This is a genomic window from Streptomyces sp. NPDC049541 (assembly GCF_044465725.1).
Classification (GTDB): Bacteria; Actinomycetota; Actinomycetes; order Streptomycetales; family Streptomycetaceae; genus Streptomyces.
The window spans coordinates 252,510-266,349 of record NZ_JBITLY010000011.1; the positions used below are offsets into that span (position 1 = coordinate 252,510).

Consider the following 13,840-nt stretch of genomic DNA (forward strand, 5'->3'; position numbering starts at 1 on the left):
CATGGACGCGGGTGAGCATCGCGCCCGTTCATCCGCGACGACCAGGACATGCTGTCCGCCCCGCGAGCGAGCGACGCCCTCTCGTTCCCGTCCCGGCCGACGGCGCGGCACCAGCCCGTACCCCAGGCGGTCACCCGCAAGGGCCTGCACGAGCCACCCGCGGCCGAGGCCGTCGTACAGGAGTCCGTCTGCGTCTGACCTCGTGTCCTTCCCCCGAGAGGGTCGTCCGTGGGGCAGGACACGGGCGGGCCGCGCCCGTCGTTCCCGGCGGGCATCGCCCACCATGGCTTTCAGGACCCGACCGGAGAGACGCGATGAGCATCCCTTGGCAGCGATACGCGGGCGAGCATGCGCGCACCGTCGACACCATGACGGCTGCGTTCCTGGTCGCCGCCCTCCTCCCGGGCAGCGAGATCCGCTTGCCCGGTACGCGCCGTTCGGACGCCGCGGCCCCCCGGCTGGGGCACGGCTTCGGGCTGATCGGCATGTGAGAGCGTGCCCAGTCCGTCGGTGGCACCCTCCGCGCCGGTACCCCACCGCTCCCTGACGCCCAGAACCCCTGACCCACGGAACGGGGACCATGAGACGACAAGAACGGACACCATGACCATCCGCGTGCTGCTCGCCGACGACCAGGCCCTCCTGCGGGCCACGTTCCGGATCCTGATCGACTCCTGTGACGACATGGAGGTGGTCGCCGAGGCCACCGGCGGCGCCGAGGCCGTCGCCCTCGCGCGCGTGCACCACCCCGACCTCGTCCTGATGGACATCCGCATGCCCGGCACCGACGGCCTGACCGCCACCTCCGCGATCTGCGCCGACCCCGACCTGTCGGGCACGCGCGTGCTCATCCTCACCCCCTTCGAGATCGACGAGTACGTCGCCCAGGCGCTGCAGGCCGGCGCGAGCGGGTTCCTCGGCAAGGACGTGACCGCGGACGCGCTGCTCGACGGCATCCGGACCGTGGCCGCGGGCGACTCGCTGCTCTCCCCGCTCGCCACGCGCGCGCTGATCACACGCTTCCTGTCCGCCCCCGCCCAGGGTGCCCCGCCGACGGCGCCCGAGGACCTCGCTGCGCTCACCGCCCGCGAGCGCGAGGTGACGGCCTGGGTGGCGGAGGGCCACTCCAACGAGGAGATCGGCGAGAAGCTCTTCGTCAGCCCGCTGACGGTACGCACCCATGTGCAGCGCGCGATGACGAAGCTGGGCGCCCGCGACCGCGCCCAGCTCGTGGTCATCGCCTGCCGGTCGGGGCTCCTACGGGCATCGCTGCCCGCTGAGCGCTGAGCACCGCAGGCTGCGGGCTCAGCCCGCGGAGAGCTTGTCCAGCCACTGTTCCAGCAGGGCCGACTCCGCCGGCGTGAAGACCGGGGACTGTGCGGCCCGCAGGCGGGCCGCGAGGGTCGCGGCGGCGACCGGGACGGCACTGTCCTGCTCTCCAGGCTCGCCCGCGCCGGACGTGCGGGTCAGCGAGTCGAGCACGCTGTCGCGCAGCCGCTCGGAGAACTGCGGGTCCGGGTACTGCTCGGGCCTGGTCAGCATCGACAAGGCCGCCCCCACATTGGCAGACATGATCATCTGGGTGGCGAGCGCGGGCGGGACGGCGAGCCGGCCTGCGGCGGCGCAGCGTTCGAGGATGCCGTGCAGCAGGGCGTGCGCCTCCCGGGCCGCCGCGGGCGGGGCCGTCAGCTCGGGCGAGTACATCAGGCGGTAGTGGTTGGGGTGCTCCAGCGCGAAACGCATGTGGTTGTCCCAGCCGCTCCTGAGGTCGGCGACCGGGTCGTCGCTGGGCCGCGCCGCCCGCTTGGAGGCGAGGTATTCCTCGAACCCCCGGTCGACCACGGCGGCCAGCAGCCCGGCCTTGTCGCCGAACAGCCGGTAGAGCATCGGCGCCCCCACTCCGGCCGCCTCGCACACCGCACGCGTCGAGACGTCGGCGACCGGCGCCTTGGCCAGCAGGTCCGTGGCCGCTTCCAGGATCTTTTCCCTCGCATCCATGGGTCCACGGTACGCCACCCGTAGCACTGATACGAAATTCGACAGACCGTCGCTACGAAGCTGTGTTATCGTCGATACGCGTAAACCGTAGCAGCGATAACAAGCGAAGGGTGCAACCATGTCCACTCAGTCCCCCACGGCCCGGCGCGTGGCGATCGTGACCGGCGGATCGCGCGGCATCGGCCGGCAGGTCGCCGAGCGGCTCGCCGCCGACGGGTTCGCGGTCGTCGTCGGATACGCGGGCAACAAGGACGCGGCCGACGACGTCGTGCAGACCATCGAGGCCGCAGGCGGCTCGGCGTACGCCGCCCGCGCGGACGTCGGCGACGAGACGGCGGTCGCCGCCCTGTTCGACCTGGCGGAGGCCACCTACGGTGGCATCGACGCGGTCGTGCACGCGGCCGGACGGATGCTGCTCTCCCCTGTGGCCGAACTCGACCTCGGCGAGCTCGACGCCCTGTACCACACCAACATCCGCGGCACATTCGTCGTCGGCCAGCAGGCCGCCCGCCGGCTGCGCCCGGGCGGAGCGCTCGTCAACTTCTCCACGTCGGTGGTGGGTCTCGCCTTCCCCGGCTACGGCGCCTACGCCGCGAGCAAGGGGGCGGTCGAGGCACTGACGCTGATCCTCGCCCGGGAGCTGCGCGGCCGTGACGTGACCGTGAACGCGGTGGCGCCCGGCCCCACCGCCACCGAGCTCTTCCTCGACGGCAAGGACGAGGAGACGATCGCCCGTCTGGCCGCGCAACCGCCACTGGAACGCCTGGGGACCCCGCAGGACATAGCGGGCGTCGTGTCCTTCCTGACAGGCCCCGAGGGCCACTGGATCAACGGACAGGTGGTACGGGCCAACGGCGGCATCATCTGACGGCCCGCGCCGTCCTTCGACAAGCCCGGAGTTCGAGAGTTGGAAAGGAACAGTCGTGAGTGACAGCAAGGTCATTCTCGTCACCGGCGCCTCCAGCGGTTTCGGCGCCCTCACCGTCCGCGCGCTCGCCGAGCGCGGGCACACGGTGTACGCGGGCATGCGCGCCCTCGGCAGCCGCAACGCTCAAGCCGCCGCCGACCTGGCCGACCATGCGGCCGAGCACGGAGTCGACCTGCACGCCGTGGAACTGGATGTGACCCGGCAGGACAGCGCGGACGCCGCCGTCGCCCGCGCCGTCGACGAACAGGGCCGCCTCGACGTCCTGGTCCACAACGCCGGGCACATGGTGCTCGGCCCGGCCGAGGCCTTCACCCCCGAGCAGCTGGCGGATGTCTACGACACCAACGTGCTGGGCACCCAGCGCGTCAACCGGGCGGCCCTGCCCCGGCTGCGCGCGCAGGGGCAGGGGCACCTCGTGTGGATCGGCTCCTCCAGCACGCGCGGCGGCTGCCCGCCCTTCCTCGCCCCGTACTTCGCGGCGAAGGCCGCCATGGACGCCCTCGCGGTGAGCTATGCCGCCGAGCTCATTCGGTTCGGGATCGACACCTCGATCGTGGTGCCGGGCGCCTTCACCTCGGGAACGAACCACTTCGCCCACGCCGGCTCACCGGCCGACGCCGACCGGGCCGCCGCCTACGACACCCGCTACAAGGCGCTCATGGACGACGTGTACGTGCGACTGGCCGGGCTGATACCGTCGGACTCCGACGTCACCGAGGTGGCCGAAGCCGTTGCGAAAACCGTCGAACTACCGCCCGGCAGGCGGCCGTTGCGAATTCACGTGGATCCGAGCCGCGACGGCAGCGAGGTCGTCTCCGCCGTGGCCGACCGCGTCCGCGCGGAGTTCTTCCGCAGGGTGGGTCTGGACGACCTGCTGACGCCGACCAGCAGCCTGTAGGCAGCGCCGTTCGCAGCCGGCCCGCAGGCAGCGCCGTTCAGGGGAACCCGGCCGTCGGGGCGAATGGCGGCGGACCACACCGTCGACACCTCACCCCGTGACACTCCCCCTGATCCCGCCGATGCTCGCCACGCCCGGTTCCCTGCCGCCCGCCGGGCAGGACTCCCGCTGGGCCTACGAGACCAAGCAGGACGGCCAGCGCGTGGTGGCCTACCTCGAAGGGGACGGCAGCATCCTGCTGCGGGCACGGTCCGGGGAGGACATCACCGCCGCATATCCCGAGCTGCGAGCGCTGGGCGAGGCGCTCGGCGCGACTCCTGCCGTGCTCGACGGGGAGGTGCTGGCACTGGACGAACAGGGCCGAGCCGACTTCCAGTTGCTGCAACCCCGGATGGGGCTGGCGCACGCACCCGCCAGAGCGGCGCGGCAGGCAGCGAAGGCGCCCGTGCACCTCATCGTGTTCGACGTGATGCACCTGGGCAGCCAGAGCCTCACGGCGCTCCCCTACGCGCGGCGGCGTGCGCAGTTGGAGCGGCTGGGGCTCCACGGCCCGTTCTGGTCCACCCCGGCCGCCCTGGTCGGGCACGGTGAACAGGCCTTGCAAGCCACCCGTGAGCACGGTCTGGAGGGCCTGGTGTGCAAGCGGCTGGACTCGGTGTACGAGCCCGGGGTGCGCTCCCGGGCCTGGATCAAGATCCGCAACATGCGCAGCGAGGACGTCGTGGTGGGCGGCTGGCTGCCCGGCAAGGGGCGGCTGTCGGGGCTGCCCGGCGCCGTCCTGGTGGGGCAGCGGGCCGCGGGACGCCTGCGGTACGTCGGGAGTGTGGGCACCGGCTGGAGCGAGGCCGAGCGGTCGCAGCTCGCCGCGCTGCTGCGGGCCGCCGCGACCGAGGTGTGCCCCTTCGATCCCGTGCCGTCGGTCGTGGGGGCCCGCTGGGTGGTGCCCCGGCTGGTGGGCGAGGTCCGCTACAGCACCCGTACCCGGGCGGGACTGCTGCGTCAGCCGTCCTGGCTGCGGCTGCGGCCCGACCTCGCGCCCGAGGATGCAGCGGCCGACATCCCGGACGACCGGGTCTGAACCCTGCCACCCGACACACCGTCACGGGATGCTGACCCCAGGGTGGGACCGCCGTCAGACGGGGTGGCCGGGGCTGATGTCGCGGGCGTCGTCGAGCCGGAGCAGGGGGCCCTCCGCGCGGCTGCCCCAGTCCTCGGGGGCGAGGACGAAGCCGACATGGTCGCCGCCGTCGACACGCTGTTCGACGCTGCCCACGAACCAGGCGGCGGCCTCCTCCAGGAGGACCGAGCCGCCGTGTCCGCGCGTCCAGGGCACCTGCGCGAACTTGTCGGTCCGATCACCCGTCTCCCCACCGAACAGGGCTGCCAGCCCGTGCTGTTCACGGGTGAGCAGATGGACGGCCAGGCGGTCCGCGGCACGGGCCACCGCGTAGGTGTGGTTGGCCCTGGAGATCCACACCACGAACCGCACCGGCCGCATGGAGCACTGGGAGGAGAACGAGACCAGACAGCCCGACCGCTGCGCGCCCGCCGCGGCCGTGACGACACACATCTCGGGACTCAGCCGGCTCATGAACGCGTCCAGATCTGTCATGGCCCCTCGCTCCTCACCCTCGTCAACGCACCGCGAGCCCTCGCGGGATTCCCCAGCCGGCCGTCACAGCGGTGTGCCGGGGTCCTCGGGCCGGATGCGGCCACGCCAGCCGCCGGTGGCGCCGCCCTCGCTCTCCACATAGTCCTTGAAGCGGCGCAGGTCCCCCTTCACCCGCCGGTCGATCAGGCCCAGCGCGTCCGCGCTCTGCTCGGCGACCCCGCTGGGTTCGACCTCCATCACGAGCTCCACGCGGGTGTGCGTGTCGTCCAGGCGCTCGAACCGGACCGACCCCCTCTGTTGCGTGTCGCCGCCGACGGACCGCCAGGTGATCCGGTCCTCCGGCAGCTGGTCGACGATCTCGGTGTCGAACTCGCGCCGCACCCCGCCGATGCTGGTGGTCCAGTGGTTGTGCCGGTCGTCGAGCTGCCTGACCTCGTCGACGCCCTCCATGAAGTTCGGGAACTCCTCGAACTGAGTCCACTGGTTGTACGCCGTGCGCAGCGGAACCTCCACGTCCACTGCTTCCTTGACCGTGCCCATCGATGCCTCCTTGCCCGCTCCTTGCCGGGGCCGGCCGCGCCGGGCGACCGGCCTCCTGCGCGTGTGCGTGGCACCGAGTACCCAGCAAAGGCGTCAGTCAGCCCGTGCGGGGAACTCGATGGGTCATGGCTGAGCACCCGGACCCCGATGATGTCGTGCTGTCGTCGCACGAACGGCTCGCCCTGCGGAGTATCGAAGCGGAGCTGAGCTGCGACCGGCGCCTCGCCCGGCGCATGCGCGGGGAGCCGGGCTCACGGCTCTGGCTCCCGCTGTCGGTGGCCCTGCTGGCGTGCGCCTCGCTGTTCCTCGTCGCCATGGGGATCCACACCTCGGACCCGGTGGTCATCTGGTGCTTCGCCGCCGTCTGGCCCTTCACGCTGTTGCAGGCCTTCCGGCTGCTGTGCCGTGCGCGCACGGGCACAGATCGCCTCACCTCGTGGCTGTGACACCCGCATGTGTGTCCGGGGCACCGGGGCGGGAACTCGGCGGTCATGACCGCCGAGACGGAAATCCCCGGATCGTACTGGCTCGAGACGGCGCCGCCGGGTGAACCCGCTCCCCCGCCGTCCGGCGACATCGCCGTCGACGTCGCCGTGGTCGGCGGCGGCATCGCAGGCCTGAGCACGGCGTGGGAACTGGTCCAGCAGGGGCGCAGGGTGGCCGTACTGGAGGCGGGCCGCCTCGCCGCCGGGGTCACCGGCCACACGACCGCCAAGCTGACCGCTCTGCACACGCTGACATACGACCATCTGCGCCGCACCCGCGGCCCGACGGGGGCACGTCTGTACGCGGAGTCGCAGAGTGCCGCCATCCGGCACGCCGCCGACATCGTCGACGAACTGGGCGTCGACTGTGACTGGGAAGAGACCGCGGCCTACACCTACGGCGAGCAGCCCCGGTTGCTGGGAAAGCTGCGGGCGGAGGCGGAAGCGGCGCGGGAGGCGGGCCTGGCGGCCGAGTTCGTGACCGAGACCGAGCTGCCCTTCCGGGTCGCCGGTGCGGTCCGGGTGACGGAACAGGTCCAGTTCCATCCCCGCAAATACCTGCTGGCCCTCGCCGAGGACCTGCGTCGCCGGGGCGGCGCCGTCCACGAGCACACACGCGTCGTGGGCCTCACGGAGAGCGAGCCCTGCGTCCTGACGACGGAGGCGGGGGTGTCGGTGCGGGCGGACGAGGTCGTGATCGCCACCCACTACCCCGTCTTCGACCGTGCCCTGCTCTTCACCCGGCTCTCCCCGCGCCGCGAGCTGGTCGTCGCGGGGACCATCGACGAGGACCGGGCGCCGCGCTGCATGTACATCACTCCGGAGCAGAACACCCGGTCCGTGCGCAGCGCGCCCTACCGTGACGGCAAACGCCTGCTGATCGTCACCGGCGAACACTTCACACCCGGCACCGCCGATGTCGAGGAGCGGTTCGCGCGGCTCTCCGCCTGGGCCGCGGACCGTTTCCCCGGGTTCGCGCTGAGCCACCGGTGGGCCACGCAGGACAACGACTCCACCGACTCCGTGCCGCTTGTCGGACCTCTCTGGCTGGGCAGCCGTCACACCTACGTGGCCACCGGGTTCGGCGGCTGGGGGCTGAGCGGCGGCATCATGGCGGGCCGTCTGCTCAGCGACCTCGTCAATGGCCGCGAGGTCCCGTGGGCCGGCCTCTACGATCCCCGCCGTCTGCTCTCCGTGGTCCGCGAGGGAGCCTCCTTCCTCAAACATCAGGCGCAGGTGGCGCGGCACTTCGTCGGCGACCGGCTGCCCGCGGTGACGGGGCCTTCGACGGCGGACATCCCGCCGGGCGGCGGTGCCGTGGTGCGAGTGGGAGGCCGGCAGTGCGCAGTGCACCGGGACGAGAACGGTCAGCTGCGGGCGGTGTCGGCCCGCTGCACCCACCTGGGCTGCCTCGTGGCGTTCAACCGCGCGGAACAGGCCTGGGAATGCCCCTGCCACGGCTCCCGCTTCGCCCCGGACGGGCGGATCCTGCAGGGCCCGGCCGTACGGCCGTTGGAGCAGCGCGACATCTGAGACGTCCGCACCGCCGCACTGCGCGAGACGAACCCGATGCTCGGACTGCGCGGGGTGCGGCTGGCGCTGCTGCACGAGCGGCTCTGCCCGGCGCAGGCCGAGGCGCTCTTCACCGCGTGGGTTCGATGTCGCCGCCACCGGGGTCCGGCCGCAGCAGGAGGTGATGATCCCGCTGGTCAGCCCGCCGGAGTGCGGTATGCCAAGCGGCTCAGGCGTGCTCCGCCGACCGGTTCGCTTCCCGCGCCGGGAGGTTGTACACGTGGAACGCCCGCCCGATGACCGGCTGTGCCACGTTCCGCACCTGCACTCCGCCGCTGGTCATCCCGTGTTCGGTGCCGGAATGGGCGTGTCCGTGGACGGCGAGGTCGGCGCCCTCGTCGTCGATCGCCTCGGCCAGCAGATAGCTGCCGAGGAACGGATAGATCTCCAGCGGCTCGCCCGCGAGCGTGTCAGGCACGGGTGAGAAGTGGGTCAGTGCGATCCGCACGTCGCACTCCGCCCGGGCCAGTTCCCGCAGCCCGGCCCGCAGGCCGTCCGCGCACCGGCGGGAGTACCTGACGAACTCCTTCATGACGGGCTCGCCGAACTCCCCCGCGCACCTGCCCGCGAACCCGCCCCCGAACCCTTTGGTCCCGGCGATGCCGACACGGGTGTCGCCGCTGGTCACCACGGTGGACCGCCCTTCCAGGACCCGTACGCCGGAGTCCTCGAGGACGGCGGTCACCTCGTCCGGGCATCCGCCGTGGTGGTCGTGGTTGCCGAGGACCGCGACGACCGGCACCGCGAGGTCCTCGACCTCCTTGGCGACGACCAGAGCCTCCTCCGGTGTGCCGTGGCGGGTGAGGTCGCCGGCCAGCAGCAGGAGATCCGCGCATTCGGGCAGCGTCTCGAACGCGGGGCGGAGCACACCGTGGCTCTCCGCCCCCAGGTGGATGTCCCCTACGGCTGCCACCCTGGTCATGCGAGGTCCTCCGCGTCGTCGGGCGGGGTCGTGCGCGCCGTGACGATGTCGCAGTGCAGCGGCACGTCCGGGAAGGCCTCGCGGGCGATGCGCATGATGTCCTCACGGCACCGGGCCGAGGGGACCGTGCCGGTGAGCAGAACGGCCTCGCCGCGCAGTTCGGCCCGTACACCCAGTTCGCCGGGCAGACCGGTCGCGAACCGTTCGGTCAGGTGGGCGACCCGGTAGTCGAGGCCCGCCGGTGCGCCCGAGGAGGGCCGGACCGTGTGCTCGCTCATGGCTGTTCCTTGGGGGATTCGGCTCGCTGTCCCGACTCGGCGTCGATCACGTCCAGGCGCTCCAGGAGGAACAGGAAGGCTGCGGGCATGGGCCGGTCGCCGCAGGTTCGCCGTACTTCCTGCCAGTCGACCTTCTCCCGCAGCGAGCGGGCGATCGGCAGTACGGCCCCGAAGTCGCAGTGATGTTCCGAGAAGGCCTTGAGGAGACTCACCAGCAGGTCCGTCGGCGACAGCACCGGCATGCGGACCGAGTCGACGGGCAACTCCCAGGCGCGTGCGAGCAGTTCCGCGGTGACGGGGCGGTCTGCCAGTTCGAAGATGATGTCGACGCTCTGGCCGAGGCAGCGCGCCTTGAGCAGCCAGTCCTCCGGGGCATGGTGGACGGTGAGACCGCCCTCGCGCAACGTGGCCGCCACGGCATCGGCGTCCTCGCGAAGGACGCAGAAGTCGACGTCGTGCTGCAGCCTTCCACTGACACCATGGCCGTAGGCCGCCACGCTTCCGGCCAGGGCGAATCTGTGCTCCTTCTGCTTGAGAAGGGCGGCAACCTGTTTGGTCGCCTCCAGGATCGCCTGGGTACGGTCACGGGGCAGGTCCTCGTCCGGCCCCGGCGTGGGTGAGGACTGCCCCGGGGCGAGGCGCAGGCCGGTGGGGCCCGAGTCTTCGGCGCGGGCCGCGCCGTGCGCGTCGTGCACCATGGGCGCTCCCTTCGCGATGGTGGTACGTCCGGGTACCCACGGGCCGCCGGGGCGACACGGTTTCAGTCGTCTCCGGCCTGGTCGGGCGTGGCCCCGTCGAGGTGGAGGATGAGCAGCGCCACGTCGTCGGCGGGGTCGGAGGCGTGACGCACGAGCGTGTCGGCCATGGCGTCGGGGTCTTCGGGATCGGTGCGTGCGATGAGTCCGGCGAGCGTGCTGACGGCGTCGTCCAGGTCGACGCCGGGCCGTTCGATGAGTCCGTCCGTGTACAGGACGAGGACGCAGCCGGGGTGCAGGGGGAACTCGGCGGCCAGGTAGTCGGCCTGGTCGTCGATGCCGAGGAGCAGTCCGGGTGGCGGACTGAGGACCTCGGTGTGGCCGTCGGCATGGCGCAGCACGGCGGGCGGGTGGCCGGCACTGGCCAGGCACAGGCCGTGGCGGCCCAGATCCAGGTGGGCGTAGAGGCAGCTGGCGAACCGGCCGGGGTCCAGGCCGACGAGCAGCCGGTTGGTCCGCCCGAGTACGTCCCCCGGGGAGGCCCCGGCCGCCGCCTGGCTGTGCACGGCGGTGCGGACCTGTCCCATCAGGGCCGCCGCGTCGATGTCGTGTCCCTGGACGTCACCGATCGCGGCGGCGACGGTGGTGTCGTTCAGTCGGATCAGGTCGTAGAAGTCACCGCCCACCGCTACGCCGTGGCCGGCCGGCCGGTAGCGGGCGGCGACATGCAGCCCGGGCAGGGAGGGCAGGTGCCGGGGCAGCAGCGCGGCCTGGAGCTGGTGGGCCACGGCGAACTGGGTGTCGTAGAGGCGGCCCCGTTCGAGAGCCTGGCCGACCAGGCCGGCCAGCGCGGTGATCACCGCCCGCTCGGTGGGCGGGAAGTGCCGGGGGCGGTCGTAGGCGAGGACGAGCGAGCCGACGGCCCGGCCGGAGGCGATCAGGGGGAGAAACGCCCAGGACGTCTTGTCGTCGAAGTGGACGGCTTCGGGATACGACCGTCTCAGTTCGTCGAAGCCCCGGAAGAAGTGCGGGCTGCCGGTCTCCATCACGCGCACGGCGGGCGTGTCGGCGTTGAGGGGCAGGTGGTCGAAACGTTCCATGAGCTCGGCCTCGTAGCCGCGGTGGCCGAGGATTCTCAGCCTGCCACCCCGTGGCGCCATGACGGCCATGGCCGTGGCGCCGAGGGCGGGCATCAGCTGGTCGGCGGCCTGGTCGACGACGTCCTGGACGCCGAGGGCCTCGGTGAGCGTGGCGGCCATGTGCATCAGGTGGTACAGGGAGCCGGCCCGGCTCGGTCCGCGCGCGTCGGGTTCGGCGGTGCCGTCGGTGTGGGCGGGGGCACTGTGGGAGCCCGCCGCGCTGGACGCCAGTTCGTCGCGGGAGTCACTGCGGGTGATCCGCACGCTGATGCCGGACGGGTCCGGGTAGAGCGCGAAGGCGAGCCGGGTGTCCGGGGGGCGCACTGCGCTGAAGGTGGTGGGCCGTTCACTCACCATCGTCGACCGGTAGCAGTCCTCGATCTCGGGGACATCCATCCACGGCAGCGCTTCCCAGGGCAGGGCGCCCAGCAGGGTGTCGGCGTCGGCGCCGAGCAGGCGTGCCGCCTCGGGGGTGACGAAGGTGAACCGTCCGGTGTCGTCCAGGGCGCAGGCACCGCCCGGCAGCCGGGCGATGAACGCCGCCTGTTCGCTGCCCTCGGCTCGTAGGGCAAGGGCGCGGGAAGGGTGGGGCAGGATCCGCGGTTCACCCGGCGCGGGCAGGGCGTTGCAGTCCGCCGCGTCGTGCAGCAGACGGCCCAGTCGCCGGCAGCCGGCATCGATGACCGCGCGCTCGGCGCCGCTGAGCCGCGGCGGATGAGCGGCCGGCCACAGCAGCACCAGCCCGCCGACGACCGAGCCCCGGGCGGCGAGGGGCGCGGCCGCCAGCGCGAAGGCGTACGGCAGAACGAGTGAGGTGCGCGGGTAGCGGCGGGCCATGTCCTCCATGTCGCCGATCCACACCAGACGGCCGGACCGCACGGCGTCCGCCACCGGAAGGGAGTCCGCCACGCCCACCCGGGTCCATGGCACGGCCATTTCACGGGGAGCGCCCGTCAACGCCACCAGCCACAGGGCATCACCGTTGCGAGGCAGGACGTAGAGCAGGCCCCGGGACGCCCCGCAGTCCCGGACCAGGTCCAGCAGCGCCAGGTCCACCGACTCGGGTGCGACATCCGCCGTAGCGTCGCTCTGGGTCACGGCACCTCCTGTCGAACATCCGACGGGTTCCCAGGCAGATCCACCCAAAGCAGGGGGCGGCCGGCGGGTGCGGGACGGAGAGCCAGATCGTCCCGTTTTGGTGATATCCCGATCAGCTCAGGGGACTCGGACGCCATGACTTTCACAAACCCTGATCCCGAGCCCGAACGTACGACGGGGCTGGAACCCGGGGGCGGTGTGCCACCGGGCGAAACGCCTCCTGCGGAGAGCAGCCTGCCCGAGGCCGGTCCGCGCGAAGTCCACAACCCCACCAAGGGCTGGGCCAAGGGGCCACTGGCGGTGATCCTCGTGGTGACCGTCCTCGTGGCGGCGTTCTTCCTCGCCTTCGCCCTGGCCCTCATCCTTTGATCGTTCTCACGTTGTCCAGGAAGATGCACGGCGCAGCACGGGCCGTACAACGCGCATGGAAACAACCGGGCAGAGAACGGGACCTCGCCGCGCAGGCACTGAAGGCCGCCTTCGCCGCCTGGGCGTCCTGGGCGGTGGTGGGCTGGTGGCTGCAGGCACCCATGGCCTTCGTGGCGCCGTGGGTGGCGATCCTGCTCGTCGAGTCGACGGTCTACCAGTCCGTCGCCCATGCCCTGCAGCAACTGGCGGCGATCGCCTCGGGGACCGTCATGGCCACGCTGCTGGTGCTGCTGATGCACAACAGGATCGGCGCCATGGGTCTCGTCCTCCCCGTGGTGGTGCTCCTCAGTTCGTGGTCGCGGCTCGGACGGCAGGGGATATACACCGCCACCGGCGCACTCTTCGTGCTCACCGATACGCAGGTCAGTCTGATGGGGTGCGCCGCCCGGATCGGCGAGGCCGTGTTCGGAGCGGCGGTCGGCATCACCGTCAACGCACTGATCCGGCCACCCGTCTACCTGCGCAACGCGCACGCCGCGATCCATGAAGCCGCACAGGAGACGGGCAGGCTCCTCGAAACGGCAGGCGGCCGTCTCGTCGACGGGCAGTGGGACGTCGACGAGACGCGAGCGTGGCATCGGCAGGCCCTGCACCTTCAGCACCTCGTGACGCAGTGCCGGTCGGCCGTCGGCTGGAGCCGGGAGAGCCTGTGGGGCAACGTACGCCGCCGCACCCTCGCCTCGGCACGGCCGAACAAGGACTACGAGAACGCGACGGCCGTGCTGGACCACGCCGCTGTGCACACGACGGAACTCACCCGCACACTGCACGAGGCGGCCGCCCAGGACCGGCAGGCGCACTGGTCCCGGCTGCCCCTGATCCGCGGCTACGCCGACTTCCTGGCCCAGGCGGCCCGGATCGTGCGGCTCTCCGCGGACGGCCGAGCCGGCCAGGGCCGGGAAGAAACTCTGCGGCAGGCCGTCCGGGAGATGCGCGCCACGATGGACGGCCTGCGCCGGCAGCTGCCGGACCTCGTCCGGGGCGAGCCCGAGGAGGCCTCGGCCTACGGCGCCCTCCTCCTGCAGGCCCAGCGGCTGGCCGGAAACCTCGAGGCGTCGGCACGGCAGGAGGCTCCCGGGGGCCACGTCTGAAACGGCATGCAGTTTTGTGCAGGGGGGCACGGGAACTCGTTCGGCACGACATCGAGACCGGGCACTGTACGGCGAGGGTGTGCCTCAGCCCTGCGGGCCGAGCACGTGTGAGACCGCCCCGGTGACACCCGGCAGTGTCGGTTCTCCCGGTGCCA

The 13,840-nt window shown here is 72.0% G+C and carries 18 protein-coding genes; 11 read left to right on the plus strand and 7 right to left on the minus strand.

Annotated features, from left to right (window positions below; all coding sequences use genetic code 11):
• Positions 1 to 48 precede the first annotated feature (48 nt).
• The 3 genes from ACIBW9_RS34585 (at position 49) to ACIBW9_RS34595 (ending at position 1,287) form a co-directional block, all read left to right on the plus strand.
• Positions 49 to 198: a hypothetical protein gene (locus tag ACIBW9_RS34585; RefSeq protein WP_398960967.1), complete on the plus strand. Its 150-nt coding sequence runs from the start codon at positions 49 to 51 to the stop codon at positions 196 to 198.
• A 116-nt stretch (positions 199 to 314) separates the two neighbouring features.
• A complete protein-coding gene (locus tag ACIBW9_RS34590) occupies positions 315 to 491 on the plus strand; it encodes a hypothetical protein (protein WP_398960968.1) in 177 nt (58 codons plus the stop codon).
• A gap of 112 nt (positions 492 to 603) precedes the next feature.
• Positions 604 to 1,287: a response regulator gene (locus tag ACIBW9_RS34595; protein WP_398960969.1), complete on the plus strand. Its 684-nt coding sequence runs from the start codon at positions 604 to 606 to the stop codon at positions 1,285 to 1,287.
• An 18-nt stretch (positions 1,288 to 1,305) separates the two neighbouring features.
• On the opposite strand, the gene ACIBW9_RS34600 is transcribed toward ACIBW9_RS34595, so the two are convergent.
• A complete protein-coding gene (locus tag ACIBW9_RS34600) occupies positions 1,306 to 1,998 on the minus strand; it encodes a TetR/AcrR family transcriptional regulator (RefSeq protein ID WP_398960970.1) in 693 nt (230 codons plus the stop codon).
• Positions 1,999 to 2,116: 118 nt separating this feature from the next.
• Here ACIBW9_RS34600 and ACIBW9_RS34605 point away from each other — a divergent pair, with 118 nt between their 5' ends.
• The 3 genes from ACIBW9_RS34605 to ligD all read left to right on the plus strand — a co-directional run bounded on the left by ACIBW9_RS34605 (position 2,117) and on the right by ligD (position 4,902).
• Positions 2,117 to 2,866 carry an SDR family oxidoreductase gene (locus ACIBW9_RS34605; RefSeq protein ID WP_398960971.1) on the plus strand — a complete coding sequence of 250 codons (750 nt, stop codon included), beginning with the start codon at positions 2,117 to 2,119 and terminating at the stop codon, positions 2,864 to 2,866.
• A gap of 55 nt (positions 2,867 to 2,921) precedes the next feature.
• Positions 2,922 to 3,824, plus strand: coding sequence for an SDR family NAD(P)-dependent oxidoreductase (locus tag ACIBW9_RS34610; RefSeq protein WP_398960972.1), 903 nt, complete (start codon positions 2,922 to 2,924; stop codon positions 3,822 to 3,824).
• A 97-nt stretch (positions 3,825 to 3,921) separates the two neighbouring features.
• Positions 3,922 to 4,902 carry a non-homologous end-joining DNA ligase gene (gene ligD / locus ACIBW9_RS34615; RefSeq protein ID WP_398960973.1) on the plus strand — a complete coding sequence of 327 codons (981 nt, stop codon included), beginning with the start codon at positions 3,922 to 3,924 and terminating at the stop codon, positions 4,900 to 4,902.
• Positions 4,903 to 4,956: 54 nt separating this feature from the next.
• On the opposite strand, the gene ACIBW9_RS34620 is transcribed toward ligD, so the two are convergent.
• Both ACIBW9_RS34620 and ACIBW9_RS34625 read right to left on the minus strand, forming a co-directional pair.
• A complete protein-coding gene (locus ACIBW9_RS34620; protein ID WP_398960974.1) occupies positions 4,957 to 5,436 on the minus strand; it encodes a flavin reductase family protein in 480 nt (159 codons plus the stop codon).
• Positions 5,437 to 5,499: 63 nt separating this feature from the next.
• Positions 5,500 to 5,976, minus strand: coding sequence for an SRPBCC family protein (locus ACIBW9_RS34625; protein ID WP_398960975.1), 477 nt, complete (start codon positions 5,974 to 5,976; stop codon positions 5,500 to 5,502).
• 125 nt (positions 5,977 to 6,101) lie between these two features.
• On the opposite strand from ACIBW9_RS34625, the gene ACIBW9_RS34630 reads away from it, so the two are divergent.
• Genes ACIBW9_RS34630 through ACIBW9_RS34640 form a run of 3 tightly spaced genes read left to right on the plus strand, consistent with a single transcriptional unit; the run spans position 6,102 to position 8,273 of the window.
• Positions 6,102 to 6,422, plus strand: a complete 321-nt coding sequence (locus tag ACIBW9_RS34630; protein WP_398960976.1) for a DUF3040 domain-containing protein — start codon at positions 6,102 to 6,104, stop codon at positions 6,420 to 6,422.
• A 45-nt stretch (positions 6,423 to 6,467) separates the two neighbouring features.
• Entirely contained in the window at positions 6,468 to 7,994 is a 1,527-nt protein-coding gene (locus ACIBW9_RS34635) for an FAD-dependent oxidoreductase (RefSeq protein ID WP_398960977.1), read from the plus strand.
• Positions 7,995 to 8,030: 36 nt separating this feature from the next.
• Positions 8,031 to 8,273: a hypothetical protein gene (locus tag ACIBW9_RS34640; protein WP_398960978.1), complete on the plus strand. Its 243-nt coding sequence runs from the start codon at positions 8,031 to 8,033 to the stop codon at positions 8,271 to 8,273.
• Here the strand turns inward: ACIBW9_RS34640 and ACIBW9_RS34645 are convergent.
• From ACIBW9_RS34645 to ACIBW9_RS34660, 4 genes are all read right to left on the minus strand, one after another.
• Positions 8,203 to 8,955, minus strand: a complete 753-nt coding sequence (locus tag ACIBW9_RS34645; RefSeq protein WP_398960979.1) for a metallophosphoesterase — start codon at positions 8,953 to 8,955, stop codon at positions 8,203 to 8,205. The genes ACIBW9_RS34640 and ACIBW9_RS34645 overlap by 71 nt on opposite strands.
• Positions 8,952 to 9,233, minus strand: a complete 282-nt coding sequence (locus ACIBW9_RS34650) for a BON domain-containing protein (RefSeq protein ID WP_398960980.1) — start codon at positions 9,231 to 9,233, stop codon at positions 8,952 to 8,954. The genes ACIBW9_RS34645 and ACIBW9_RS34650 overlap by 4 nt, the downstream gene beginning before the upstream one ends.
• Positions 9,230 to 9,931, minus strand: coding sequence for a nucleotidyltransferase family protein (locus ACIBW9_RS34655; RefSeq protein WP_398960981.1), 702 nt, complete (start codon positions 9,929 to 9,931; stop codon positions 9,230 to 9,232). Before ACIBW9_RS34655 ends, ACIBW9_RS34650 begins: the two co-directional genes overlap by 4 nt.
• A 62-nt stretch (positions 9,932 to 9,993) precedes the next feature.
• Positions 9,994 to 12,165 (minus strand): SpoIIE family protein phosphatase, encoded by a 2,172-nt coding sequence (locus ACIBW9_RS34660; protein ID WP_398960982.1) that lies wholly within the window; start codon positions 12,163 to 12,165, stop codon positions 9,994 to 9,996.
• Between the two features lie 135 nt (positions 12,166 to 12,300).
• On the opposite strand from ACIBW9_RS34660, the gene ACIBW9_RS34665 reads away from it, so the two are divergent.
• Both ACIBW9_RS34665 and ACIBW9_RS34670 read left to right on the plus strand, forming a co-directional pair.
• A complete protein-coding gene (locus tag ACIBW9_RS34665; RefSeq protein ID WP_398960983.1) occupies positions 12,301 to 12,534 on the plus strand; it encodes a DUF6480 family protein in 234 nt (77 codons plus the stop codon).
• Positions 12,535 to 12,545: 11 nt separating this feature from the next.
• Entirely contained in the window at positions 12,546 to 13,685 is a 1,140-nt protein-coding gene (locus ACIBW9_RS34670; protein WP_398960984.1) for an aromatic acid exporter family protein, read from the plus strand.
• Positions 13,686 to 13,840: the final 155 nt, after the last annotated feature.